This window comes from Streptomyces sp. 549, from assembly GCF_030124175.1.
Taxonomy (GTDB): domain Bacteria; phylum Actinomycetota; class Actinomycetes; order Streptomycetales; family Streptomycetaceae; genus Streptomyces.
In genome coordinates, this window is record NZ_JASKMT010000003.1 from 84,465 (window position 1) to 108,892 (window position 24,428).

Below are 24,428 nucleotides of genomic sequence, written 5' to 3' on the forward strand. Positions count from 1 at the left end.
ACCCGAAAGGGCCGCCCGCCCCCGTTCGAACCCCGCTCCCCCGCCGTCCGGGGAGCGGGGTTCCGCCGTTTCCCGGCCACGCGGTGCCGCTGTCAGTGGCGGGAGGTTGAATCGGCCCCATGGACGACGACCCGGACGAGGGCCGCGTGGTGCGCGGCGAGGACTGGTACGGACGACACCTCGCGGGCACCCGCCACCTGCGGTGGACCTTCTACGACACGGACTGGACGGAGGTCGCCGACGAGGGCGCGGTCTTCGAGGAGTGCACGTTCTCCGGGGTCCGCTTCAACGCCTCCCGCCACACGGGCGCGGCGTTCACCAACTGCGTGTTCAGCAACTGCACGTTCTTCGACACCCGCTTCGACAACTGCAAGCTGGTCGGCAGCCAGTTCAGGAGCTGCACCTTCCACCTGTTCGCGGTGGACGGCGGCGACTGGTCGTTCACCACCCTGCCCGGCGCCGAGCTGCGACGGGCCGAGTTCGACGGCGTCCGCATGCGGGAGTCCGACCTGAGTGGCGCCCGCCTGGAGGAGGCGGTGCTGCGCCACTGCGATCTGTCCGCATGCGCCCTGGAGGGCGCCGACCTCTCCGGCGCCGACCTGCGCGGCAGTGACCTCTCGACCCTCGACCCGCTGACCGTGCGGCTGCGCGGCGCGCGGATCGGCCTGGAGCAGGCGGCGGTGCTCGCCACCGCCCTGGGCCTGCGCGTGGAATGAGGCACCCGCCGCCGCCCTGCGCCCGCCTCTGCGGCGACGGCCCCTCGACCGGGCCGCGCCGCCGGTCAGCCGGGGAGCAGCCCGGTCAGCTCGCCGGTCAACGGCAGGCTGCCCAGAGTGCCGCCCTGGGTGAGCGGTGCGGTGAGCTGCGTGGTGCCCAGCGGCTGGAAGTCCGCGATCTGGGTGCCGACGCCGTTGTCGAGCGGGTCCACTCCGGTGTTGGCCAGCGGGTCGAGCTGGAGCTGCTTGATCGGGGTGACGGCGTGCCCGACGGTGCCCAGCGGGTCGGAGGTGTTGACGATGTCGGCCTGCGCGGCCCCGCCCGAGACCAGGGCGACAGCGCCGGCGGCGGAGAGCGTGAGCCCGGCCTGGAGCAGGGTGCGGGCGCGGGGGCGGGCGTGACGAGCGTGCGAGGCCATGAGTACCTGTCCGTCGGTTACGTGGTGTACACGGGCGGCATCGAAGCGTAGTACCGCGCTGTCGGTCCGGTCACGTCCGTCACCGGGGGCTCACCCGGACGGGGGAATGCGGGACAATGGGTTCCCGTGACCGCCAACGCCCACGTGATTCTGCTGACCGGCCCCTCCGGCTCGGGAAAGTCCTCGCTCGCCGAACGGACCGGCCTGCCGGTGCTGCGTCTCGACGACTTCTACAAGGAGGCCGGCGATCCGACGCTGCCGCTGCTGCCGGGCGGCGCGACGGACTGGGACGCCCCCGCCTCGTGGGACGCGGACGCCGCCGTCGCGGCCGTGCACCGGCTGTGCACGACGGGCCGCACGCCGGTTCCGGTGTACGACATCTCGGCCAGTGCCCGCACCGGTGAGTCGGAGGTCGTGCTCGATTCGACCGGCCTCTTCGTGGCGGAGGGCATCTTCGCCGCCGACATCGTGGGCCGCTGCCGCGAACTGGGCCTGCTCGCCGACGCGCTGTGCCTGCGCGGCCGGCCCTCCACGACGTTCCGGCGCCGCCTGCTGCGGGACGTGCGCGAAGGCCGCAAGTCACTGCCGGTGCTGGTGCGGCGCGGGTGGCGGCTGATGCGGGCCGAGCCCGGCATCGTCCGGCGGCACACCGACCTCGGCGCGTACGCCTGCCGCAAGGACGAGGCGCTGGCCCGCATCGCGACCGCGGCCCGCACCCCAAGCAGCGTCTGAGCCGCACCCCGCGCGCACTGCACACAGCAGAGGACGGGCACTGGCAGACCCCCCGGCCGCCCGTGCCCGTCCCCCCTTGCTCCCCCGTACCCCGCTCCCCTCGGGACTCCCCGTTACCCCCGTGCCTCCCCCGTTTCCCCCCGGCTCCGGCAGTCGCTCACGCGACCAGTTCGCCGAAGCACTCCTTCTGGTCCCGCCCGAAGGCCAGGACCTCGTCGTCGCGCAGCCGCCGCAGCGACCGCCAGATGCTGCTCTTGACCGTGCCGACGCTGATGTCGAGTATCTCGGCGATCTCCGGGTCGGTACGGCCCTCGTAGTACCGCAGGACCAGCATGGTGCGCTGCGGCTCGGGCAGCCGGGCGAGCGCCTGCCACAGCACGGCCCGCAGCTCGGTGCCGCGCATCGCGTCCTGGTCGTCGCCGCTGGGCGACTCCGGCAGTTCCTCGGTCGGGTACTCGTTGAGCTTGCGCCGGCGCCACGCGCTGATGTGCAGGTTCGTCATCGTGCGGCGCAGGTAGCCGCCGACCGCCGCCTTGTCGCTGATCCGGTCCCACGCCCGGTAGGTGGAGAACAGCGCGCTCTGCAGCAGGTCCTCCGCCTCGAAGCGGTCGCCGGTCAGGTGGTAGGCGGTGGCGTAGAGGGAAGCGCGGCGCTCCCGCACGTAGGCGGTGAACTCCGCCTCCGAAGCGGAGGCGGTGAGGCCAACCTCCGAAGCGGAGGCGGTGAGGCCAACCTCCGAAGCGGAGGCGGTGAGGCCAACCTCCGAAGCGGAGGCGGTGAGGCCAACCTCCGAAGCGGAGGCGGTGAGGCCAACCTCCGAGATGCTGTCGCCGCGCTCCCCCGCCGCAGGCCCGGTGTCGCTGTCGCCGCGGCGGTCCCCCCGGGCCGCCACGGCACCCCCCTCGGGCACCCCGGCGATGTAGGCCGGGAACGCCGGGCGCTGCCGCCCGGTGCCGCGAGCGCACCCCCGCCCGCTCACGGCACCGGACTTCTCCGTGCTCCGGACGGGAACCGAGGGGGTGTGCAGACGCGTGTGAAGTACTGCGCTGGTGTGGGTCTTGTGCAGTGTGGTCATCTCGCGCCTCCCTCGGAAAGCCAGCCCGTCGCTTGCCTTGTGACGAACAGCCTGCCGGGCCAGTTTCATGACGGGGTCCCCCGATTGTCACAGCGGTGTCACAGCGGTCGGCGGCCGACGGCTGCGGCGGGCTGCGGACGGTGAAACCGGGTCCTCACCGAACCGTGCCCGGCCCACGGTCGTCCTGGGGGCCCCTGATGGGCCAGAATGGCGCGCGTGCCATTCCTGTTGCTGATCGAGGACGACGACGCCGTCCGTACCGCCCTGGAGATGGCCCTGACCCGTCAGGGCCATCGCGTGGTGACCGCCGCGTCCGGCGAGGACGGCCTGAAGCTGCTGCGCGAGCAGCGCCCCGACCTGATCGTGCTGGACGTGATGCTGCCGGGCATCGACGGGTTCGAGGTGTGCCGCCGTATCCGGCGCACCGACCAGCTGCCGATCATCCTGCTGACCGCCCGCAACGACGACATCGACGTCGTGGTGGGCCTGGAGTCCGGCGCCGACGACTACGTGGTCAAACCGGTGCAGGGCCGTGTGCTGGACGCCCGCATCCGCGCCGTCATGCGGCGCGGTGAACGCGAGGCGAGCGACTCGGCCGCGTTCGGCAGCCTGGTCATCGACCGGTCCGCGATGACGGTGACGAAGAACGGCCGCGACCTCCAGCTCACGCCGACCGAGCTGCGGCTGCTGCTCGAACTCAGCCGCCGCCCCGGCCAGGCCCTGTCCCGGCAGCAGTTGCTGCGGCTGGTGTGGGAGCACGACTACCTGGGCGACTCCCGGCTCGTCGACGCCTGTGTGCAGCGGCTGCGCGCCAAGGTCGAGGACGTGCCGTCGTCCCCGACGCTGATCCGTACCGTGCGGGGCGTCGGCTACCGGCTGGACTCCCCGGCGTGACGGCTGCTCCCGGCCGGGTGCGGAGCCGGCTCGCCGGGGTGCTGCCCAGTCTGCGGCTGAGGCTTGTGGTGGTGTTCGCGCTGGTCGCACTCACCGCGGCGGTCGCCGCCTCCGGCATCGCGTACTGGCTGAACCGCGACGCCGTGCTCACCCGCGCGCAGAACGCCGCCCTGGACGACTTCCACCGGACGCTGGGCGAACGGGCCGGCGCGCTGCCGCCCCGCCCTGAGTGCTCCCGGCTGAAGGAGACCGCCGAGGCGATGGCGACCACCACGCAGAACTACCAGGTGGTGCTGCTGGACCGGCAGCAGGACGGCCAGCGCTGCGCGGTGACGTCCGGCGGCCGGTTCTCCCTGGACGACGTGCCGCGCAAGCTGCGCGACGCGGTCACCGAGGAGCGGCCCGTCAACACGGGCAACAGCGCGCCCTACCACCTGTACTGGCAGCGGATATCCATCGACGACACCCCGTACCTGGTGGCCGGGGCGACCGTCGTCGGCGACGGCCCGACCGGCTACATGCTGAAGTCGTTGGAGCCCGAGCGGGACGACCTCAACTCGCTGGCCTGGTCGCTGGCCATCGCCACCGCGCTGGCGCTGATCGGCTCCGTGCTGCTCGCCCAGGCGTCGGCCTCGACGGTGCTGCGCCCGGTGCAGCGCCTCGGCGACGCGGCCCGGCGGCTCGGCGAGGGCAAGCTCGACACCCGGTTGCAGGTGTCCGGCGGTGACGAACTGGCCGAGCTGTCCCGCACCTTCAACGCGGCGGCGGCGTCCCTGGAGGAGCGGGTGGCCGACCTCAGCGCCCGCGAGCAGGCCAGCCGCCGGTTCGTCGCCGACATGTCGCACGAGCTGCGCACCCCGCTCACCGCGATCTCCGCGGTCAGCGAGGTGCTGGAGGACGAGCAGGACAACCTGGACCCGATGATCGCGCCCGCCGTGCAGCTGGTCGTCAGCGAGACCCGGCGGCTGAACGACCTGGTGGAGAACCTGATGGAGGTGACGCGCTTCGACGCGGGCACCGCCCGGCTGGTCCAGGACCACGTCGACGTCGCCGACCAGATCACCGCCTGCATCGACGCCCGCGCCTGGCTGGACGCCGTCGAACTGAACGCCGAGCGCGGCGTGATGGTCCGCCTCGACCCGCGGCGGCTCGACGTCATCCTGGCCAACCTCATCGGCAACGCGCTCAAGCACGGCGGGTCACCCGTGCGGGTGGCGGTGCGGACCGACGGATGCGACCTCCTGGTGGAGGTCTCCGACCGGGGGCCCGGTATTCCCGAGGACGTGCTGCCGCACGTCTTCGACCGCTTCTACAAGGCCAGCGCCTCCCGTCCCCGCTCGGAGGGCAGCGGTCTTGGACTGTCCATCGCCATGGAGAACGCCCACATCCACGGCGGTGACATCACCGCGCGCAACAGCCCGCACGGCGGTGCCGTGTTCACGCTGCGGCTGCCGCTGGAGGGCAGGCCCACGCCCGAGGAGGACGAACGGTGAGCCCCCACCGCACCCCCCACCCCGCCCCGCGGCAGCCCGCGAGGGCCCCCCGCAGCCTGCGGGCGGCGGGCGCCGCGGCGCTGGCCGCGGTCGCGCTCACCGGCTGCGGGATTCGCGCCACCGCCGTGCCGGTGGACGCCGGCGCCGCGCCGTCCAGAGTGGCCTGCGCGCTGCGCGGCGACGACGCCGGGTCCGACACCGGTACCGCGACCCGCGTGTCACTGGTGTGCAGCTCCCGGGTGGTGGACGTCGAGCGGCGTCTTGACCTGCCGAGCGACGGCGATCCCGCCTCGCGGACCGCGCTCGCCCGGGTGCTGCTGGCCGAGCTGCGCCGCGAGCCGGGCCCGCAGGAGCGCCAGTTCGGCTTCGCCACCGCGGTCCCCGACGACCTGCGCGTGGTGGGCCCGGCCGACGGCGACCCCCGCACGGCGCTGCGCCTGAACCGCGTGCCGCGTGAGCTGCCGGGCTTCGCACTGGCACAGATCGTCTGCACCTACGCCGACTCCGCGCTCGCCGACGCCGACAGCCGGGTGGTGCTGGGCGGCCCGGCCGGCGACACCGGCGAACCGCTGCGCCGGTTCGGCTGCTCGGCGGAGCTGCGCACCACGGAGCAGGCCGCGGACGGCGCGGGCGCACCGCTGTGACCTGTACAACCGTGGTCCGACCGGGTGATTGCTGGTGACGTGGGGAACACCCGGGAACCGGGTCGGCGACCTCAGGCGTCCTCCTTGCCGTGCAGCGTCATCGACCCGGCGGCAGTGCCGCCCCTCGGCTCCGGACGGCGGCTCGATTCGTCCTCGCCGGTTACCTGCTGTTCGTCGCCTGGCTGACGCTGCGTCCCCTGACGGTCCCCTGGATCGACCCGGCCAGCCTGGAGCTGTTCGCCACCGTCGAACGCGAGCTGGCCCGCGGTCCGCGCGAGGCGCTGCGCACGCTCGGCGGGGAGGTGCTGCTGCTGTCCCCGCTCGGGGTGCTGCTGCCGCTGGCCTCCGCCGCGGTCGGCTCGTGGATCGGTTCGTTCGTACGCACCGTGTCGGCCGGCGGCCTGCTGGCCCTCGGGCTGGAGGCGCTGCGCTCGGTCGTGGCGGGCCAGATGCTCAACGTGGACTCACTGCTGCTCAACACCACCGGCGTCGCGCTCGCCCACCTGCTGCTGCTCCCGGTGGTGCGCCGGATCGTGCGGCGGCCGGAGCGTCGTGAGCGGCGGCCCCGGCAGGGGCCGGGACGGCCCGGACGGCTGCGGCGGGCGGCTCAGGGTCTGACCCCGAGAGCTCCCAGGGTCGACATCGCCCCGTGGGCCGACGCCTCCGGACACCGGGCGCCCTACGTTTGACGCATACCGGGAGAACCTCCCGGAAAGGCTGCTTCCCGCCCGGTCAGGCCGGGCAGACGGACGGCAGCGACCGGCGGACGAACGAAGGAGTCACGTGATGGCGGCACTCTCCCGGCCCCAGGAGAACAGGTGGATCGCCGGTGTGTGCGCCGGCCTCGCCCGGCGCTTCGGGATCTCGGCCAACTCGATGCGGGCGATCTTCCTGGTCTCGTGCCTGCTGCCCGGACCGCAGTTCCTGATCTACATCGCCCTGTGGGTGATGCTTCCCGACGAGGGAGCGGCCAAGTCCTGGTGAGGCGCCCCGCGCCCCGGCACCCGGCGCGCACACGCACCCGCGGCCCGTCCCCCTGCACCTTGGGTTCCAGGGGGACGGGCCGCAGCCGTGCGGCCCCGGCACCGGTGGGGGCGCGGGGTGCCGGGGGCTCTGCGCCCGTGGACGATCAGGCGGGGAGACCGCCCGCGAGGTCGCCGGAGATGTCACTGGAGAAGGCGCCGCCGGTCAGCCCTTCGAGCGGCAGGCCGCCGGTCAGCTGCTCGGTGGGCAGGCCGCCGTTGAGCACGTCGGTGGGCAGGCCCCGGCTGGCGACGGCGTCGGTGGGCAGACCGCCGACCCGGCGGCTCTCGGCGGGCACGGCGTCAGTCGGCAGCGCGCCGGTGAGGGAGTCGGTGGGCAGGGCACCGGTCAGCCCGTCCGTCGGCAGGCCGCCCGTCAGGCTGTCGGTGGGCAGGGCACCGGCGCGCAGCGTGTCGGTGGGCAGGGTGCCGGTGGACCCGGAGGTCAGGGCGTCCACCGGGAGCGCGCCCAGCAGGTCGGCGGTGGGCAGGCCGCCGGCGTCCAGCGCGTCGGTGAGCGGCGCGGTGCTGAGCACGTCGGCGGGCAGGGCACCGGTCAGGGGGTCGGCGGGCAGGCCGCCGGTCAGCTGCTCGGCGGGCAGGCCGCCGGAGAGCACGTCGCTCAGCACGTCGGTGGGCTGGGCGTCGGCGGGCAGCGCGCCGGTGAGCGTCTCGGTGGGCAGGCCGCTGCGCAGGTGGTCGCCCGCGACGGGGAGGCCGCCGAGCAGTTCGCCGGCCGGGCCGGACGCCGGGCCGCGCGGGTCCTCGACCTGCTCGACCATGGCGTAGGTGGCCTCGGAGGCGCGGGCCACGCTGTCCGGGAGGTCCAGGACGGAGTCCTCCACGCTCATCGTCTCGACGCCCGCGAGGCTCGCGTAGGTGTCGGCGGGGTCGGCCGCCGCGGCGGAACCGGCGGCTCCGGCGAGTGCGGCGCCGAGCGCCGCGGCGCCGAGGGTCTTGATGGGGGCCTGCTTCATGTCAGCTACGTCCTCTTACGTGGTGGCTTCGGGCGGCTCACCGAACGTAGTCAGGTATTCACTCCGGTCGCAAACACCGCAACGCGGCCGGGGGTGAATCGTTCCCGGCCGCGTCGCCCATGGCGCCGTGTGGTGGCGCGTCAGCTCTGGTAGCGCGAGGAATCGCTGGTCACGGCGTGCACGGCGGGGGTCTGCCGGAACAGCCATGCGGACTTCAGTTCGGCGTAGCCAGGCTTGATCACGTCGTTGATCATCGCGAGACGTTCGTCGAAAGGAATGAACGCCGACTTCATCGCATTGACCGTGAACCACTGCATGTCGTCGAGCGTGTAACCGAACGTCTCCACCAGGTGGGTGAACTCGCCGGTCATGCTGGTGCCGCTCATCAGGCGGTTGTCGGTGTTCACCGTCGCGCGGAACTTGAGCCGCCGCAGCAGGCCGATGGGGTGGTCGGCGTAGGAGGAGGCCGCGCCGGTCTGCAGGTTGGAGCTGGGGCACAGCTCCAGTGGGATGCGCTTGTCGCGGACGTAGGAGGCCAGGCGGCCCAGCTGCACCGAGCCGTCGTCGGCCACCGTGATGTCGTCGATGATGCGCACGCCGTGGCCGAGGCGGTCCGCGCCGCACCACTGGAGTGCCTGCCAGATCGACGGCAGCCCGAACGCCTCACCGGCGTGGATGGTGAAGTGGTTGTTCTCCCGCTTGAGGTACTCGAAGGCGTCGAGGTGGCGGGTGGGAGGGAAGCCGGCCTCGGCGCCGGCGATGTCGAAGCCGACGACACCCTGGTCCCGGAAGCGGTTGGCGAGTTCGGCGATCTCCAGGGCGCGGGCGGCGTGCCGCATCGCCGTGAGCAGGGCGCCGACCCGGATGCGGTGGCCCGCGGCGAGCGCCCGGCGCTCACCCTCGCGGAAGCCCTCGTTCACCGCGTGGACGACGTCCTCCAGGGAGAGGCCGGCCTCCAGGTGCTGCTCGGGCGCGTACCGCACCTCGGCGTAGACGACGCCGTCCGCGGCGAGGTCCTCGGCGCACTCGGCGGCGACCCGGAACAGGGCGTCGCGGGTCTGCATCACCGCGCAGGTGTGGGCGAAGGTCTCCAGGTAGCGTTCCAGCGAGCCGGAGTCGGCCGCTTCCCGGAACCAGACACCGAGGGCTTCGGGCTCCGACTCGGGCAGCGCGTCGTAACCGGCGTCCCGCGCCAACTCGACGATGGTGGCCGGGCGCAGGCCGCCGTCGAGGTGGTCGTGCAGGAGCACCTTGGGGGCGCTGCGGATCTGCTCCGCTGTGGGCTGCTGGCTGAGGGTCTCGCTGGTCATCTCCGCACTCTAGTTCCTACGCGCGTAGATTCCCAGTGCGGCGGCCCCGGCCCGCCGTCCTGCCCACGGTCCGGCCCTGGCGGGGGCGGGCAGGGGTTCGAAGCGGAAAGTCCGGTTCGGCCGGTGTTCCACCAGGGCGTCTTCTGCCATCGTTCTCCCATGGTTCAGCAAGCGCTGCCCGCCCGGGACGCCCGGTTGGGGCGAGCCGCCGGTGCGACGGGCACGGTGCACGGTGTGGTCCTGGTACTACCCGGCGGGGAGCCGGAGTCGGTGCGGCGCACTTCGGCGCGGACCGCGGCGGCCGTGCGCCCGCTGGTCCGCCACCTGGCCCGGGCGGCCCCCGAGGAGTCGCTGGTGGCGCACGTGGTCCACTACCGCTACCGCGGCTGGAACGGGGAGGCGGCGCACCCGGTGGCGGACACCGCCTGGGCACTGGACGAGGTGGCCGACCGCTACGGGGACGTGCCCGTGTGCCTGGTCGGCACCGACCTGGGCGCCCGCGCCGCGCTGCGGGCCGCCGACCACCCCGCGGTGGTGTCCGTGGCGGCACTCGCGCCGTGGCTGCCCGCGGTGGGCGAGGAGCCGGTGCGGCAGCTCATCGACCGCCGGGTGCTGCTGGTGCACGGCACCGACGACCGGCACACCGACCCGGAGCTGTCGTACCGCCTGGCCGAGCGGGCCAAGAAGGTCAACGCCGACGTGTGCCGGTTCGAAGTACACACCGAACGGCACACGTTGCGGCACCGCAGGGCCGATGTGCAGGCACTGGCCGCGGACTTCGTACTGGGCACGCTCTGCGGCCGGGACTTCTCCCGGCCGTTGACGGACGCGCTGGCCGCGCCGCCGCCGCTGGGCCTGCGCATGCCGCTCGCCACCGGCTTCGGCCGCCACCCGCGCTGACCCGCCGCTCAGACGTGCCCGGGAGTGCGGCCCGGAGGTGCGGCCCGGTCGCCGGTGGCGGTGGTGGGCGGCCTCAGAAGGCGTACCGCAGGCGCAGCCAGGGCGCGTGGGTGGCGATCAGCCCGCGCAGGGTCTCGACGGCGGCGCTCTTGACGCCGGTGCGGTAGCGCACGTTCCAGCTGCCGTTCTCGGAGCGTTTGGCCTGCTGGAGTTCGGGCCGCCACAGCACCTCCTCGGCCTTGGGGTGCCAGCCGAGGTTGACCTCGTGCAGGTCCCTGTTGTGGGTGAGCAGGATGGCCTCAGCGGCTGCCTGCCGCTTCACCTCCGGCGTCAGCACGTCGTCCATCTCCCGCAGCAGGTCCGCCCAGGCGTTCTCCCAGCCGGGGCGCAGCACCACCGGGGAGAGGTTGAAGTGCACCTCGTAGCCCGCCGGCAGGAAGTCGTTGGCGGCGGCGATCCGGTCGGTGACCGGGCTGGTGCGCAGGTCGAGCAGCCTGGAGTCCTCCGACGGCATGACGGAGAAGCGGATACGGGTGCGGCCCTGCGGGTCGAGCCCGAGCAGGTCGGGGTTGACGAACTTGGTGGCGAACGACGCCTTCGCGGTGGGCCACCGCCGGAAGGCGCGCACCAGGTCCGCGGTGTTGTCGCAGAGCAGCGCGTCCACAGAGCAGTCGCCGTTCTCCCCGACGTCGTACACCCAGGCGCGCGGATCGCACTGGTTGGGTTCCGGCTTGGGGCCCTGGCGGGCGACGTGCCGGCCCAGGTGGTCGATGACGCGCTCGATGTTGGTGAACACCGTGATCGGGTTGGCGAAGCCCTTGCGGCGCGGCACGTAGCAGTAGGCGCAGGCCAGCGCGCAGCCGTTGGACGGGCCCGGCGCGATCCAGTCGGCGGAGCGGCCGTTGGGCCGGGTGGTCAGCGACTTGCGTTCGCCCAGCACCAGCGTCTCGCTCTTGACCCGCACCCAGCGCTCGACGTTGCCCTCGTTGCCGTGCAGTTCCGGGATGCGCCAGTGCGAGTCAACCTCCACCACGCGTGCATCGGGGAAGCGCGCGAGGATCTGCCGGCCGCGTACGGACGCGGCGGCGGCGGGCTCGGCGTAGACCTCCCGGACGTCCAGCAGCCGGGCCGCCTCCGGCGAGTCCCGGAAGGCGGGTCCGGGTGCGGCGTGTGCGGCGCCGGTGGGCGAGGCGTCGGGCGGGGCGTCCCCCGCCTCCGGGCCGGTCAGTGCGTCCAGGCCGAACAGCGTGTCGGCCTCGCCCTGCGGGCGGCCGGGCGAGGGAGGCATGCGCTGCTCCGCGGGTCGGTGGCGCCCCGGCCCCGGCGCCCTGGACGGGCGGCCGACCGAACGACCGGCGACGCCGTCCAGTGTACAAAAGCGACCGGATTGCCCGCTTGGTCCGGGGTGCGCGCAGCCGTGGTCCGGGTTGTGCGCAGCCGCTGACGACGCACCGCCCGAGCAGGCCCCCGCGACCACCCCCGGGGTCAGGCCAGGAGTCGGCCGCGGCGGCTGAGCAGGAACCGCTTGAAGGCGGCCACGGGCGGGGTGTCGGGGTGGCCGTCGAGCCAGGCGACGCCGATCTCCCGGGCGGCTCTCGGCGCCGTGACCGCCAGCTCCCGCACGCCGGGCCGGGGCACCGTGGGCGGCGGCAGCAGTGCCACACCGAGACCGGCGGCGACCAGGCCGCGCAGCGTCTCGGACTCCTCGCCCTCGAAGGCGATCCGCGGCCGGAAGCCGGCTTCGGCGCACAGCGCGTCGAAGATGCGCCGCATGCCGTAGCCGGGTTCCAGCGTGATGAACGACTCGTCGCGGGCCTCCGCGAGCCGGACCCGTTTGCGCCCGGCCAGCCGGTGGTCGTCGGGCACCACCAGCCGCAGCCGCTGCTCGTCCAGCCGCCGCACCACCAGGTCGGGGGCGTCCGGCACCGGCGAGATCAGGCACAGGTCCAGGTCGCCGGCGCGCAGCCGCTCCAGCATCGCCTCGCCGTAGTTCTGCACGAGCGAGAAGCGGATCCGGGGATGGTCGGCGCGGAAGGTGCGGATGAGTTCCGGCACGGTCTCCGAGCCGAGCGTGTGCAGGAAGCCGAAGGCCACCTTGCCGGTGGCCGGGTCCGCGTCGGAGCGGACGGCCTCCGCGGCCTGCTCGACGGAGGCGAGCGCGGGCTCCACGGAGTTCAGGAACGCCCGCCCCGCCGCGGTGAGCGAGACCGTCCGGCCGTGCCGGGCGAACAGCGCGACGCCGAGGTCCGCTTCCAGCCTGGCCATGGACCGGCTGAGCGTGGACTGCGGTACGGCCAACTCCCGGGCGGCCCGGGTGACGTGCTCGTGGCGGGCCACGGCGACGAACTGGGCCAGCCGCGGGGTGAGCGTCGCTGCCCAGGAACCGGCGTCGATGTCCGCTGTGCGTGGTGTTGCCGCGATGTCTTTTTCGTTTCCTGACGGTGACACAGCACCCCCTCACCTGGCTTCATGCACCACTGCATCAGTATCTGCGAGTTTGTGCATTGGACGCATCAGAGTCGCGACTCTACCTTCGAACCATGCCTTCCGTTGATACCGGGGCACCCGCCACCGTGGGTGCCTCCGCTCCGCCGTTCCCCGCCCCCGGCAACCGCCGGATCAATCTCGCGCTGTTCGCCGTGGGCCTGGCCACCTTCGCGCTGCTGTTCTCCACCCAGGCGCTGCTGCCCGCGCTGTCCGCCGACTTCGGCGTGACTCCCGGGCAGGCCAGTTGGACGGTGTCGGCGGCCACGCTCGCCCTCGCGGTGTGCGTGCTGCCGCTGAGCATGCTCTCCGAGCGGTTCGGCCGGCGGCGGCTGATGACGGTGTCGGTGGCGGTCGCGGTGGGAATCGCGCTGGTGCTGCCCCTGGCTCCGAACCTCACCACGCTGATCGTGCTGCGCGCGGTGCAGGGCGCGGCGATCGCGGGCATCCCGGCGTCGGCTATGGCGTACCTGTCGGAGGAGCTGCGGCCGAGCGCACTGGTCGGCGCGATCGGCCTGTTCGTGGCGGGCAACAGCGTCGGCGGCATGACCGGGCGCATCCTCACCGGCTGGGTCGCGGACGGCTGGGGGTGGCGGACGGCGCTGCTGGCGGTGGCGCTGCTCGCGCTGCTGGGCGCGGTGGTCTTCCGTCTACTGGCTCCCCGGGCCCACAACTTCACCCCCGCGCCGCTCGCCCCGCGCGCGCTGGTGCGCACCGTGCGCGGCCACCTGGGCGATGCGCTGCTGCGCCGGCTCTACGCCATCGGCATGCTGTTCATGGTGGTCTTCGGCGCGGTGTACACCGTGGTCGGCTACCGGCTCGTGCAGGAGCCGTTCTCGCTGTCGCAGGGCGTGGTCGGTTCCGTCTTCGTCATCTACCTCGTCGGTACCGCCTCGTCGGCGGCGGCAGGGCGGATCGTGGGCCGCCTCGGCCGGCGCGGCACGCTCTACCTGGCGATCGGCACCACCGCGGCCGGGCTGGCACTGAGCCTGGTGGAGAGCCTGACGGCGGTCCTGGCAGGCCTGGTACTCATCACGGCGGGCTTCTTCGCCGGGCACGCCACCGCCTCGTCCTCGGTGAGCCGCAGCGTCAGTTCCGGCCGGGCGCAGGCCTCGGCGCTGTACCAGATGGCCTACTACCTGGGCAGTTCGCTGGGCGGCACGGTCGGCGCGCTCGCCTTCCACGCCGCCGGCTGGCACGCGACGGTGCTGATGGCGCTGGCCGCCCTGGCCGCCGCGGGCGGCATCACGGTCTACGCGACCCGCCGCGCCGTCGTCGAGCGCCGCCAGGCCGCCGCCGCGGCCACCGTCACCGCCGCCCCGGCCTGACACGCGGACCGGCCGCCCGCCCCCGGTGGGGGGGAACGGCCCGCGGAAACAGCAAAGGCAAGGAGGTCACCGCCTCCTTGCCACTCTCAAGGTATAGCCGACCGGGGGGCTTGCCGCAAGGCCCGGGGTGTGCCGCAGAATCGCCACTCGAAGCCGGAACCTGCGGATTTCAGCGGTTCGCCGGGTGCGTGTGCTTCTGTCGCTCCACGGATGAGCTTCTGCGTCCCGGGTGCCGCAGGAGACCGTGCGCACCCGCCGCAGCGACCGGCCGGTAGACGACCTTGTGGGACGGGGCGAGGACATGATCGACGTGATCGTTGCCGGCGGCGGGCCGACCGGCCTGATGCTCGCCGGTGAACTGCGGCTGCACGGCGTGCGGGTGGTGGTGCTGGAGCGGGAGCCGGAACCGACCGGCCCGTCCCGCTCGCGCGGGCTGCACGCGCGCAGTGTGGAGGTGATGGCCCAGCGCGGCCTGCTGGAACGGTTCCTCGCGCATGGTGAGAAGTTCGCGGTCGGCGGCTTCTTCGGCGGCATCGACCGGCCGTGGCCCGAGCGGCTCGACACCGCGCACTCCTACGTGCTCGCCATCCCGCAGCACGTCACCGAGCGCCTGCTGACCGAGCACGCCACCACTGCGGGCGCCGAGATCCGGCGCGGCCAGGAGGTGACCGGGCTCAGTCAGGACGCGGACGGGGTGACGGCCGAGCTGGCCGACGGCACACGGCTGCGTGCGCGCTACCTGGTCGGCTGCGACGGCGGTCGCAGCACGGTGCGCAGGCTGCTCGGTGTGGGCTTCCCCGGGGAGCCCAGCAGGGTGGAGACGCTGCTGGGCGACGTGGAGGTGGACGTGCCTCCGCAGACGCTGGCCGCGGCGGTGGACGAGGTCCGCAGGACGCACCTGCGGTTCGGCGCCATGCCGCTCGGGGAGGGGGTGTTCCGCGTCATCGTGCCCGCCGAGGGTGTGGCCGCCGACCGCGGCGTGCCGCCGACCCTGGAGGAGCTGAAAGAACGGCTGCGGGTGTTCGCCGGCACCGACTTCGGCGTGCACTCGCCGCGCTGGCTCTCCCGCTTCGGTGACGCCACCCGGCTGGCCGAGCGCTATCGGGCCGGCCGGGTGCTGCTGGCCGGGGACGCGGCCCACATCCACCCGCCGACCGGCGGGCAGGGGCTCAACCTCGGGCTGCAGGACGCGTTCAACCTCGGGTGGAAGCTGGCTGCCGAGGTCAACGGCTGGGCGCCCGAGGGGCTGCTGGACAGCTACCACAGTGAGCGGCACCCGGTGGCCGCCGACGTGCTGGAGAACACCCGGGTGCAGATGATGCTGCTGTCACCGGAGGCGGGTCCGCAGGCCGCCCGCCGGCTGCTGTGGGAGCTGATGGGCTTCGAGGAGGTGAACCGGTACCTGATCGAGAAGGTCACCGCGATCGGGGTCCGCTACGACCTCGGCGACGGGCACCCCCTGCTGGGCCGTCACCTGCGGGACGTCGAGCTGGAGAGCGGGCGCCTCTACGACCATCTGCACGGTGGCCGGGGCCTGCTGCTTGACCGCACCGGCCGGCTCTCGGTGAAGGGCTGGTCGGACCGGGTCGACCGGCTGGTCGACGTCGGCGGCGCCGGCGGCACGGACAGTACCGGCGACACCAACGGCACCGGCGGCGCCGATCGGCTGGACGTGCCCGCGGTGCTGCTGCGGCCGGACGGCCACGTGGCGTGGGTCGGCGACGAGCAGCAGGGCCTGGAGGGCCCGCTGGCGCGGTGGTTCGGCGCGCCCGCCGCCTGAGCGTGCGGCCCGCCGCCGCTGCGCGGTGCGGCGGCGGGCCCGGGACCGGGCCGGATCAGGCGATGCGGCTGAGCACGATCGGCCGGTCGGTGTGCTCACCGCCGACGTCCACCGCGTCGTCGAGCGCGGAGAGCGCGTACGGGAACGCCTCGGGAGTGTCGGTGTGCAGGGTCATCAGCGGCTGGCCCTCGCGTACCTCGTCGCCGGGCTTCGCGTGCAGCTCGACGCCCGCGCCCGCCTGCACCGGGTCCTCCTTGCGCGCCCGGCCCGCGCCGAGCCGCCACGCGGCGACCCCCACGGCATAGGCGTCGAGGCGGCTCAGCACGCCGGACGCGGGGGCGGTGACCACGTGCTGCTCCCGGGCCACGGGCAGTTCCGCGTCCGGGTCGCCGCCCTGGGCGGAGATCATGCGGCGCCAGTGGTCCATCGCGGAGCCGTCGGCCAGCGCCTTCGCCGGGTCGGCGTCGGGCAGGCCCGCCGCGTCGAGCATCTCGCGGGCCAGCGCCAGCGTCAGCTCCACCACGTCGGCCGGGCCGCCGCCGGCGAGCACCTCCACCGACTCGCGGACCTCCAGCGCGTTGCCCGCGGTCAGACCGAGCGGGGTGGACATGTCGGTGAGCAGCGCGACCGTGCGCACGCCGTGGTCGGTGCCCAGGCCGACCATGGTGCTGGCCAGTTCGCGGGCGTCCTCGACGGTCTTCATGAAGGCGCCCGAGCCGACCTTGACGTCCAGGACGAGGGAGCCGGTGCCCTCGGCGATCTTCTTGGACATGATGGAGCTGGCGATCAGCGGGATGGCCTCGACGGTGCCGGTGACGTCCCGCAGCGCGTAGAGCTTCTTGTCGGCGGGGGCCAGGCCGTCACCCGCGGCGCAGATCACCGCGCCGACGTCGCGCAGCACGTCCATCATGCGCGCGTTGGACAGCAGCGCCTGCCAGCCGGGGATGGACTCCAGCTTGTCCAGGGTGCCGCCGGTGTGGCCGAGGCCCCGCCCGGAGAGCTGCGGCACGGCGGCGCCGCAGGCGGCGACCAGCGGGGCGAGCGGCAGGGTGATCTTGTCGCCGACGCCGCCGGTGGAGTGCTTGTCGGCGGTGGGGCGCGGCAGGGACGAGAAGTCCATGCGCTCGCCGCTGGCGATCATCGCGGCGGTCCAGCGGGCGATCTCGGCACGGTCCATGCCGTTCAGCAGGATCGCCATGGCGAGCGCGGACATCTGCTCGTCCGCGACGGCGCCCCGGGTGTAGGCGTCGATGACCCAGTCGATCTGCTCGGGGCTGAGCGGCTGCCCGTCGCGCTTCGTGCGGATGACAGAGATCGCGTCCATGTGGTGCTCCTTGCGTGTCGAGCGGAATGCGGGCGGGCCCGGCCGGGTCCGTGCGGGGACTGTTCCGGCCGGGCCCGGCGGGGCTCAGCGGTTGGCGAGGTCCTCGGGGCCGAACGCGTCGGGGAGGAGTTCGGCCATCGGGCGCACACCGTGTGCGGTGTCCACCAGCAGGTCGGGCCCGCCGTGCTCCCACAGCAGCTGGCGGCAGCGTCCGCACGGCATCAGCAGGTCGCCGTTGCGGTCGCAGCAGCTGAAGTGGGTGAGCCTGCCGCCGCCGGTGGCGACGAGTTCGGAGACGAGCCCGCACTCGGCGCACAGCGCGACCCCGTACGCGGCGTTCTCCACGTTGCAGCCGCTGACCGTCCGGCCGTCGTCGACCAGGGCGGCGGCTCCGACGGGGAACCCGGAGTAGGGGGCGTAGGCCCGGGCCATCGCGGCCCGGGCCTGCCGCCGCAGGCCCTCGAACGGCGAGCCCTCGGGCACGGCCGTCACTTGCCCTCGCCCTTGCGGTAGGGCTTGCCGTTGGCCTTGGGCATGCGCAGCCGCTGGGCGGACAGCGCGAGCACCAGCAGCGTCGCGACGTAGGGGGCGGCGCTGACGAACTGGCTGGGGACCTCGTCGACCGCCAGGTACCAGCCGAACAGGCCCAGGGCGGTGGCGCCCGCGGCCAGACCGGTCAGGTACTTCTTGCGGTAGATCTCCCACGCGCAGGCCAGCACCAGCAGGATGGCCAGGAGCAGCAGCAGGGCGTGCACGTTCTGCCCGCCGCCGCGCAGGTTGAGGCTGTCGGCGTAGCCGAAGAGGCCGGCACCCAGCGCCATGCCGCCCGGCATCCAGTTGCCGAAGATCATCGCCGCTAGGCCGATGTAGCCGCGTCCGCCGGTCTGCCCCTCCTGGTAGATGTTCGACGCCACCTCGGCGAGGAACACGCCGCCGAGCCCGGCGAAGCCACCGGAGATGACCACCGCGAGGTACTTGTAGCGGTAGACGTTGACGCCCAGGGACTCGGCGGCGATCGGGTTCTCGCCGCAGGAGCGCAGGCGCAGGCCGAAGGAGGTGCGCCACAGCACCCACCAGCTGCCCGGCACCAGCAGCAGCGCCACCACGGTCAGCAGCGACAGGTTGGTGGTGAGGCCGCCGGCGAAGCCCGCCAGGTCGGAGACGAAGAACCAGTGTTTCTGGTTGAGCGTCTGCATGGCGTCGGAGAAGCCCGGCACGGTGATGCGCTCGATGGCCTCGATGGGCGGCGACTGCTTCACGGTGCCGCCCTCCATCTCGGCGAAGGTGAAGCTGGCCAGGTAGCGGGTGACGCCCACGGCGAGCACGTTGATGGCCACACCGGACACGATGTGGTTGACGCCGAAGCCGACGGTGGCGATGGCGTGGATGAGGCCGCCGAGCGCGCCGCCGAGGATGCCGAAGATGACTCCGGTCCACGGGCCCCACTGCACACCGGCGTAGGCGCCGAACCAGGTGCCGAGGATCATCATGCCCTCGAGGCCGATGTTGATGACGCCGGCGCGTTCGGCCCACAGGCCGCCGAGGCCGGCGAGGCCGATCGGCACGGCCAGGTGCAGCGCGGTGGAGACCTGGCCGACGGAGGAGATGCCGTTCGCGCCGGTGATGAGGCGCACGACGGAGAACAGCGCCAGTCCGGCGGCGAGGACGAGCATCCACTCCGCGAGGCTGAGGCGGCGGCGTCCGCCGGGCTTGGGCGCCGTGGCCGGCTTGCTGAGGACGGTGCTCATGCCGAGGCCTCCTTGGCGGTGTGCGGGCCGTTCCCCGCGGCGGCTGCCAGTTCCTCGCCGACCTTCTGCTGCTGGCGGCGCAGGCCGTAGCGGCGTACGGACTCGTAGCTGACGACGACGGCGATCACGATCAGGCCCTGCATGATCGTCGCGATCTCCTTCTCGTAGCCGTTGTAGTCGAGCGTGGCCGACGCCTTGTCGAGGAAGGCGATGAGCAGCGCGCCGAGCGCGATCCCGATCGGGTGGTTGCGGCCCAGCAGGGCGATGGTGATGCCGGTGAATCCCACGCCGGCGGGGAAGTCGAGGCTGTAGGTGTGGGAGTCGCCGAGCAGGACGGGCATGCCGGCCAGGCCGGCGATGCCGCCGGAGATGACCATGCTGGCGAGGACCATCCTCTTGGCGTCGACACCGCTGGCGGCTGCCGCGCTCTGGCTGGCGCCGGTGGCGCGCAGGTCGAAGCCGAAGCGGGTGCGGCCGAGCACCAGCCAGTAGACGAGGCCGCACAGCGCGGCGACGACGATGAAGCCGTAGATCTCGCCGGCCTCGCCCATGTCGAAGCTGGGGAACCAGCCGGACTCGGGGATGGCGCCGGTGTTGAGGTTGTTGCCGCGCTGCTGGCCGAACTGCGCCGGCAGGATCAGGTAGGCGATCAGGCTGGTCGCGATGGCGTTCAGCATGATCGTGGAGACGACCTCGCTGACGCCGCGGGTGGTCTTCAGGATGCCCGCGATGCCGGCCCAGAACGCGCCGACGAGCATCGCCACGGCGAGGATCAGCAGCACGTGCAGCGGGGCGGGCAGGCTGACGGACGCACCGACCAGCGCGGCGGCCATCGCCGCCAGGCGGTACTGGCCGTCGACGCCGATGTTGAACAGGTTCATCCGGAAGCCGACCGCCACGGCCAGCGCGGCCAGGTAGTAGGTGGTGGCCTGGTTGATGATGAGCACCTGGATGTCGGCGTTGGCCGCGTACTCGATCATCAGCAGGTACGGCTCGACCGGGTTGCGCCCGGTCAGCAGCAGTACGGCGGAGGTGAGCAGCACGGCGACGCCGATGGCGAGGACCGGTCCGGCGGCTGCCAGGATGATGCGGTCCTTGTCGAACTTCTTCATCGTTCCTCTCCCCCGGCGTCCCGCGGGCCCTCGGCCGCGTCGCGGTCGGAAGCTTCCAGGTGGCCGCTGGCGGCACCGGTCATGGCGGAGCCCAGCTCCTCCGGAGTGATGGTCGCCGGGTCGGCGTCCGCGACGAGCCGGCCGCGGTAGATGACACGCAGCGTGTCGGAGAGGCCGATCAGCTCGTCGAGGTCCGCCGAGATCAGCAGCACGGCGAGGCCCTCGCGCCGGGCGTCGCGGATCTGGTCCCAGATCTGCGCCTGCGCCCCGACGTCGACACCCCGGGTGGGGTGCGCGGCGATCAGCAGCCGCGGGTGGTGGCTCATCTCGCGGCCGACGATCAGCTTCTGCTGGTTGCCGCCGGACAGTGACGCCGCGGTGACCTCGATGCCGGGCGTGCGCACGTCGTACTCGCGCACGATGCGCTCGGTGTCGGCGCGGGCGGCCTTCAGGTCGAGCCAGACGCCGCGGCTGTTGGGCGCCTCGCTGACGTGGCCGAGGATGCGGTTCTCCCACAGCGGCGCTTCCAGCAGCAGGCCGTGCCGGTGGCGGTCCTCGGGGATGTAGCCGACGCCGCCCTCGCGGCGCCTGCGGGTGGCCCAGCGCGTGATGTCCTGGCCGCCCAGCTCGATGAGGCCGCCGTCCAGGGGACGGGTGCCGATGAGTGCGTCGATGAGTTCCGTCTGGCCGTTGCCCTCGACGCCCGCCAGGCCCAGCACCTCGCCCTCGTGGATGGTGAAGCCGATGCCGTCCAGCAGCTTGCGGTGGCCGTGCGCGGCGTCGTCCGTGAGGGTGAGGTCCTCCACCCGCAGCATCGGCCTGGTGGTGACCGTGGACTCGCGGGTCTCGGGAGAGGGCAGTTCGCTGCCGACCATCAGCTCGGCGAGCTGCCTGGTGGTCACCTCGGAGGGCTGGACCGAGGCGACGGTGGTGCCCCGGCGGATGACGGTGATCTCGTCGGCGACCGACAGCACCTCGCCCAGCTTGTGCGAGATGAAGATGACGGTGAGGCCCTCGGCCTTGAGTTCGCGCAGGTTGGCGAAGAGTGCGTCCACCTCCTGCGGGACCAGGACGGCCGTCGGCTCGTCGAGGATCAGGGTGCGCGCGCCCCGGTAGAGGACCTTGAGGATCTCCACCCGCTGGCGGTCGGCGACGCCGAGGTCCTCCACGAGCACGTCCGGCCTGATGCCCAGGCCGTAGGACTGCGAGATCTCGTTGATCCGGTCGCGGGCGCCGGACCCGATGCCGTGCAGCTTCTCGCTGCCGAGAACGGTGTTCTCCAGCACGGTCAGGTTGTCGGCCAGCATGAAGTGCTGGTGCACCATGCCGATGCCCTGTGCGATGGCGTCGCCCGGGCTGCCGAAGGCGACCGGCTCGCCCTGGACGCTGATGGTGCCCTCGTCCGGCTTCTGCATGCCGTAGAGGATCTTCATCAGGGTCGACTTGCCGGCGCCGTTCTCACCGACGATGGCGTGGACCGTGCCCGTGCGGACGGACAGGTGGATGTCGTGGTTGGCCACGACTCCGGGAAAACGTTTCGTGATCCCTGCCAGTTCGACGGCTGGCGGGCTGCTGGAGGCGTTGATGCTGCACTCTCCTCGGGGAATAAGGAGTCGCTCGGGGTTGGTTGCCGCGCTGCCGGGAAACACCGGTAAGACGCCGGGAAGCTGCCGGAAGCTGCCGGGAACCCAGGTGGGCGAGGGTTGACGCTACCGTGCCGGGACTCGCGCTACGCGCGTAGAGCGCGGGGCCGGATACCGGCCCGCCCGGGAGAGGTGGGGTACCCCTCCCGGGACGGGCCGGAGGTTGCCGCCGCTGCCCGGCCGGCGGCCGGCCGGGCGGCGACCGCGGGACGTCAGGGTGAGGTCTTGACGGTGATCTTGCCGTCGATGATCTCGTCCTTGGCCTTCTTGACCGCGTCCTGCAGCTCGGTCATCTCGGTGAAGGCCGGGTTGGAGTCGGCCAGGCCGACACCGTCGTCCTCCAGGGAGAAGCGCTGCACGCCCTCCAGCGGCTTGCCGTCCTGCACGGACTCGATCAGCGCGTAGACCGCGCCGGAGACGTCCTTCGTCATGGACGTGAGGATGCTGTCCTTGAACTTGGCCAGCGTCTTCTGCGAGTACTGGTCTGAGTCGACACCGATGACCCACTTGTCCTTCGCGGCCGCGGCCTCGATGACACCCTGGCCGGCGAGGCCGGCGGCGTGGTAGACGACGTCCGCGTCGTCGTCCAGCTGGCCCTGTGCGGCGGCCTTGCCGAGGTCCGGCTTGGAGAAGCCGCCCATGTCCGGCGGCTGCGTCAGGTACTGGCGCTTGATCTCGACCGAGTCGTCGGTGTCCTTGACACCCTGGACGAAGCCGGCCTCGAACTTCTTGATCAGCGGGATCTCGACACCGCCGACGAAGCCCACCGTCTTGGTCTCGGTCGTCTTGGCGGCGGCGACACCGGCCAGGTACGAGCCCTGCTCCTCGGTGAAGACCATGTTCACGACGTTGTCGGCCTTGACCGTGTCGTCGTCGATGAGGCCGAAGGTGACGTCCGGGTTCTTCTTGGCGGCGTCCTCGATGGCCGCGGCGTAGGCGAAGCCCACGCCGATCACCGGGTTGTAGCCCTGGCGGGCCAGCTCGTTGAGGCGGTTGACCTTGTCGGCGTCGGCCTCTCCGTCGGAGGGCTCGACGTCCCGGCCCTCGAAGCCGAACTCCTTCTTGGCCTTCTCCAGGCCCGCGAAGGCGGCGTCGTTGAAGGACTGGTCTCCACGGCCGCCGACGTCGTAGGCGATCGCTGCGCCCTTCTCCTCGTCGGAGTCGGACTCGGTGGAGGTCCCGCCGCACGCGGCGGTGGTGAATGCGAGGGCCGCGGTCGCGGTGACCGCGGCGGCGACTTTGCTGAACCGACGCAAGAGAGGGTCTCCTTCGACTCCCGAAGCGCCTCTTCCGGCGCTGGCTTCGGCTCAGAGTAACGCGCGTAGATGTCAGGTAAAGGGCCGACTGGCCTCCGTTACCGATTCGGTGTTAACGGAGGGTTTCAGCCACCCCCACCGACAGTGCCGGGCAGGCGAAGAAAGCGTTTTCAGCTCGGCCCCGGTCCGGATTCGGACCGGATTCGGACCGGGTTCGGTCTGAGGTCGGACCGGGCTCGGACCGCGGCCGGGCCGGGGTTCACTCCCCGGCGGCGTCCAGCAGGGCGGCGGCCGTGAACAGCTCCACGCCGACCGTGATGGCGCTCTCGTCGGCGTCGAAGTCGCCCTGGTGGATGTCGCGCGGGACGGTCTCGCCAGGCGGGCGCACACCCAGCCGGGCCATCGCACCTGGCACGTGCTCCAGGTACCAGGAGAAGTCCTCGCCACCCAGGCTCTGCTCGGTGGACTCCACCGAGTCGGCGCCGCGCCGGGCCGTCATCGCCTCGCGCAGCAGCGCGGTGCTGGTCGCCTCGTTGACGACCGGAGGCACGCCGCGGATGTAGTTGATCTCGGACTTGGCCCGGTACATGCCGGCGACCTCGTCGACCGCGGCGTGCACCAGGTCCGGCGCCAGGCGCCAGGCGTCCAGGTTGAGGCAGCGCACGGTTCCGGACAGTTCGGCGTGCTGCGGGATGACGTTGCACGCGTGGCCGGAGACGACCTGCCCCCAGGTGAGCGCGAGCCCGGAGCGCGCGTCGACCCGGCGGGAGAGCAGCGCGGGGGCCTCGGTGACCACCTTCGCGGTGGCGGTGATCAGGTCGGTGGTCAGGTGCGGACGAGCGGTGTGGCCGCCCGCGCCCTCCAGGGTGACCTCCAGGCGGTCGCAGGCCGAGGTGATCGGCCCGGTGCGCAGGCCCAGGCGGCCGGCGTCGACCCGCGGGTCGCAGTGCAGGGCGAGGATGCGGCCGACGCCCTTCAGCGCGCCGCTCTCGATGGCCTCGGTGGCGCCGCCGGGCAGGACCTCCTCGGCCGGCTGGAAGACCAGCCGCACCGGCCGCGGCAGCCGCCCCTCGCGGGCCAGCTCGGCCAGCACCAGGCCCGCGCCGAGCAGCACGGTGGTGTGCACGTCGTGGCCGCACGCGTGCGCACGGTCCGGCACGGTGGAGCGGTAGGACACGGACTTGGTGTCCGGAATGGGCAGCGCGTCGATGTCCGCGCGCAGCGCCAGCATGGGCCGGGCGGCCTCCCGGGGTGCGTTCTTGCCGGGCTTGCCGGGGAGGATGTCGCAGATCAGTCCGGTACCGGAGTCGAGTACCCGCGGCTTCAGGCCGGCACGCTCCAGCCGCGACTTGATCGCGGCGGTCGTGCGGAACTCCTGGTGCCCCAGCTCGGGGTGCATGTGGAGGTCGCGGCGGAAGCCCACGAGCTCAGCCCGGAGCGCCTCCGGGAGTGCGCCGGGCAGGGCGGGCAGTCCGGGCAGGGACGTCTCATCGGTGGTCCGGGTGCTGGACTCTGATGTCAGCAGGTGGTTCACCCAACCGAGCGTATGCCCAGTAGGGGGGCTCATGGCG

Annotated in this window: 23 protein-coding genes; 10 read left to right on the forward strand and 13 right to left on the reverse strand. The window is 72.8% G+C overall.

Features of this window, described 5'->3' with window-relative positions:
* Nucleotides 1-119 precede the first annotated feature (119 nt).
* On the forward strand, nucleotides 120-716 hold the full coding sequence (locus tag QNO07_RS04500) for a pentapeptide repeat-containing protein (protein WP_283990158.1): 597 nt from the start codon (nucleotides 120-122) through the stop codon (nucleotides 714-716).
* A 65-nt stretch (nucleotides 717-781) separates the two neighbouring features.
* Here the strand turns inward: QNO07_RS04500 and QNO07_RS04505 are convergent, their stop codons facing one another.
* On the reverse strand, nucleotides 782-1,135 hold the full coding sequence (locus QNO07_RS04505; RefSeq protein WP_283990160.1) for a hypothetical protein: 354 nt from the start codon (nucleotides 1,133-1,135) through the stop codon (nucleotides 782-784).
* 126 nt (nucleotides 1,136-1,261) lie between these two features.
* On the opposite strand from QNO07_RS04505, the gene QNO07_RS04510 reads away from it, so the two are divergent.
* The gene (locus QNO07_RS04510) at nucleotides 1,262-1,867 is read left to right on the forward strand and encodes an ATP-binding protein (RefSeq protein WP_283990161.1); all 606 of its coding nucleotides are present in this window, start codon (nucleotides 1,262-1,264) and stop codon (nucleotides 1,865-1,867) included.
* Between the two features lie 157 nt (nucleotides 1,868-2,024).
* Here the strand turns inward: QNO07_RS04510 and QNO07_RS04515 are convergent, their stop codons facing one another.
* Entirely contained in the window at nucleotides 2,025-2,942 is a 918-nt protein-coding gene (locus tag QNO07_RS04515) for a SigE family RNA polymerase sigma factor (protein WP_283990162.1), read from the reverse strand.
* A 216-nt stretch (nucleotides 2,943-3,158) separates the two neighbouring features.
* Between QNO07_RS04515 and afsQ1 the strand changes: the two genes are divergently transcribed.
* The 5 genes from afsQ1 to QNO07_RS04540 all read left to right on the forward strand — a co-directional run bounded on the left by afsQ1 (nucleotide 3,159) and on the right by QNO07_RS04540 (nucleotide 6,957).
* Nucleotides 3,159-3,836 (forward strand): two-component system response regulator AfsQ1, encoded by a 678-nt coding sequence (afsQ1, locus tag QNO07_RS04520; RefSeq protein WP_283990163.1) that lies wholly within the window; start codon nucleotides 3,159-3,161, stop codon nucleotides 3,834-3,836.
* A complete protein-coding gene (locus tag QNO07_RS04525; protein ID WP_502961783.1) occupies nucleotides 3,734-5,329 on the forward strand; it encodes a sensor histidine kinase in 1,596 nt (531 codons plus the stop codon). Before afsQ1 ends, QNO07_RS04525 begins: the two co-directional genes overlap by 103 nt.
* Nucleotides 5,326-5,973 (forward strand): hypothetical protein, encoded by a 648-nt coding sequence (locus QNO07_RS04530; RefSeq protein WP_283990165.1) that lies wholly within the window; start codon nucleotides 5,326-5,328, stop codon nucleotides 5,971-5,973. Before QNO07_RS04525 ends, QNO07_RS04530 begins: the two co-directional genes overlap by 4 nt.
* Before the next feature lie 89 nt (nucleotides 5,974-6,062).
* Nucleotides 6,063-6,662: a VanZ family protein gene (locus QNO07_RS04535; protein WP_283990166.1), complete on the forward strand. Its 600-nt coding sequence runs from the start codon at nucleotides 6,063-6,065 to the stop codon at nucleotides 6,660-6,662.
* A 97-nt stretch (nucleotides 6,663-6,759) separates the two neighbouring features.
* Nucleotides 6,760-6,957 (forward strand): PspC domain-containing protein, encoded by a 198-nt coding sequence (locus QNO07_RS04540; protein ID WP_283990168.1) that lies wholly within the window; start codon nucleotides 6,760-6,762, stop codon nucleotides 6,955-6,957.
* 145 nt (nucleotides 6,958-7,102) lie between these two features.
* Here QNO07_RS04540 and QNO07_RS04545 read toward each other — a convergent pair whose 3' ends face one another.
* Together QNO07_RS04545 and QNO07_RS04550 are read right to left on the reverse strand one after the other, a co-directional pair.
* The gene (locus QNO07_RS04545) at nucleotides 7,103-7,972 is read right to left on the reverse strand and encodes a hypothetical protein (protein ID WP_283990170.1); all 870 of its coding nucleotides are present in this window, start codon (nucleotides 7,970-7,972) and stop codon (nucleotides 7,103-7,105) included.
* Nucleotides 7,973-8,112: 140 nt separating this feature from the next.
* A complete protein-coding gene (locus tag QNO07_RS04550) occupies nucleotides 8,113-9,282 on the reverse strand; it encodes an adenosine deaminase (protein ID WP_283990171.1) in 1,170 nt (389 codons plus the stop codon).
* 159 nt (nucleotides 9,283-9,441) lie between these two features.
* On the opposite strand from QNO07_RS04550, the gene QNO07_RS04555 reads away from it, so the two are divergent.
* Nucleotides 9,442-10,182, forward strand: coding sequence for an alpha/beta hydrolase (locus QNO07_RS04555; protein WP_283990172.1), 741 nt, complete (start codon nucleotides 9,442-9,444; stop codon nucleotides 10,180-10,182).
* Between the two features lie 73 nt (nucleotides 10,183-10,255).
* On the opposite strand, the gene QNO07_RS04560 is transcribed toward QNO07_RS04555, so the two are convergent.
* Nucleotides 10,256-11,470, reverse strand: coding sequence for a spore photoproduct lyase family protein (locus tag QNO07_RS04560; RefSeq protein WP_283990173.1), 1,215 nt, complete (start codon nucleotides 11,468-11,470; stop codon nucleotides 10,256-10,258).
* Between the two features lie 197 nt (nucleotides 11,471-11,667).
* A complete protein-coding gene (locus QNO07_RS04565; protein WP_283990174.1) occupies nucleotides 11,668-12,630 on the reverse strand; it encodes a LysR family transcriptional regulator in 963 nt (320 codons plus the stop codon).
* Between the two features lie 92 nt (nucleotides 12,631-12,722).
* Here QNO07_RS04565 and QNO07_RS04570 point away from each other — a divergent pair, with 92 nt between their 5' ends.
* Nucleotides 12,723-13,994 carry an MFS transporter gene (locus tag QNO07_RS04570; RefSeq protein WP_283990175.1) on the forward strand — a complete coding sequence of 424 codons (1,272 nt, stop codon included), beginning with the start codon at nucleotides 12,723-12,725 and terminating at the stop codon, nucleotides 13,992-13,994.
* Nucleotides 13,995-14,295: 301 nt separating this feature from the next.
* A complete protein-coding gene (rox, locus tag QNO07_RS04575) occupies nucleotides 14,296-15,774 on the forward strand; it encodes a rifampin monooxygenase (protein WP_283990508.1) in 1,479 nt (492 codons plus the stop codon).
* 55 nt (nucleotides 15,775-15,829) lie between these two features.
* On the opposite strand, the gene QNO07_RS04580 is transcribed toward rox, so the two are convergent.
* The 7 genes from QNO07_RS04580 to QNO07_RS04610 form a co-directional block, all read right to left on the reverse strand.
* Nucleotides 15,830-17,098: a thymidine phosphorylase gene (locus QNO07_RS04580; RefSeq protein WP_283990176.1), complete on the reverse strand. Its 1,269-nt coding sequence runs from the start codon at nucleotides 17,096-17,098 to the stop codon at nucleotides 15,830-15,832.
* Between the two features lie 84 nt (nucleotides 17,099-17,182).
* Nucleotides 17,183-17,590, reverse strand: a complete 408-nt coding sequence (locus QNO07_RS04585; RefSeq protein WP_283990178.1) for a cytidine deaminase — start codon at nucleotides 17,588-17,590, stop codon at nucleotides 17,183-17,185.
* Nucleotides 17,587-18,846, reverse strand: coding sequence for an ABC transporter permease (locus QNO07_RS04590; RefSeq protein ID WP_283990180.1), 1,260 nt, complete (start codon nucleotides 18,844-18,846; stop codon nucleotides 17,587-17,589). The genes QNO07_RS04585 and QNO07_RS04590 overlap by 4 nt, the downstream gene beginning before the upstream one ends.
* On the reverse strand, nucleotides 18,843-19,958 hold the full coding sequence (locus tag QNO07_RS04595) for an ABC transporter permease (RefSeq protein ID WP_283990181.1): 1,116 nt from the start codon (nucleotides 19,956-19,958) through the stop codon (nucleotides 18,843-18,845). Before QNO07_RS04595 ends, QNO07_RS04590 begins: the two co-directional genes overlap by 4 nt.
* Nucleotides 19,955-21,565 (reverse strand): ABC transporter ATP-binding protein, encoded by a 1,611-nt coding sequence (locus QNO07_RS04600; RefSeq protein WP_283990509.1) that lies wholly within the window; start codon nucleotides 21,563-21,565, stop codon nucleotides 19,955-19,957. Before QNO07_RS04600 ends, QNO07_RS04595 begins: the two co-directional genes overlap by 4 nt.
* 248 nt (nucleotides 21,566-21,813) lie before the next feature.
* Nucleotides 21,814-22,857: a BMP family lipoprotein gene (locus QNO07_RS04605; protein ID WP_283990182.1), complete on the reverse strand. Its 1,044-nt coding sequence runs from the start codon at nucleotides 22,855-22,857 to the stop codon at nucleotides 21,814-21,816.
* Between the two features lie 259 nt (nucleotides 22,858-23,116).
* Nucleotides 23,117-24,382 (reverse strand): M20 family metallopeptidase, encoded by a 1,266-nt coding sequence (locus tag QNO07_RS04610; RefSeq protein WP_502961784.1) that lies wholly within the window; start codon nucleotides 24,380-24,382, stop codon nucleotides 23,117-23,119.
* Between the last annotated feature and the right edge of the window lie 46 nt (nucleotides 24,383-24,428).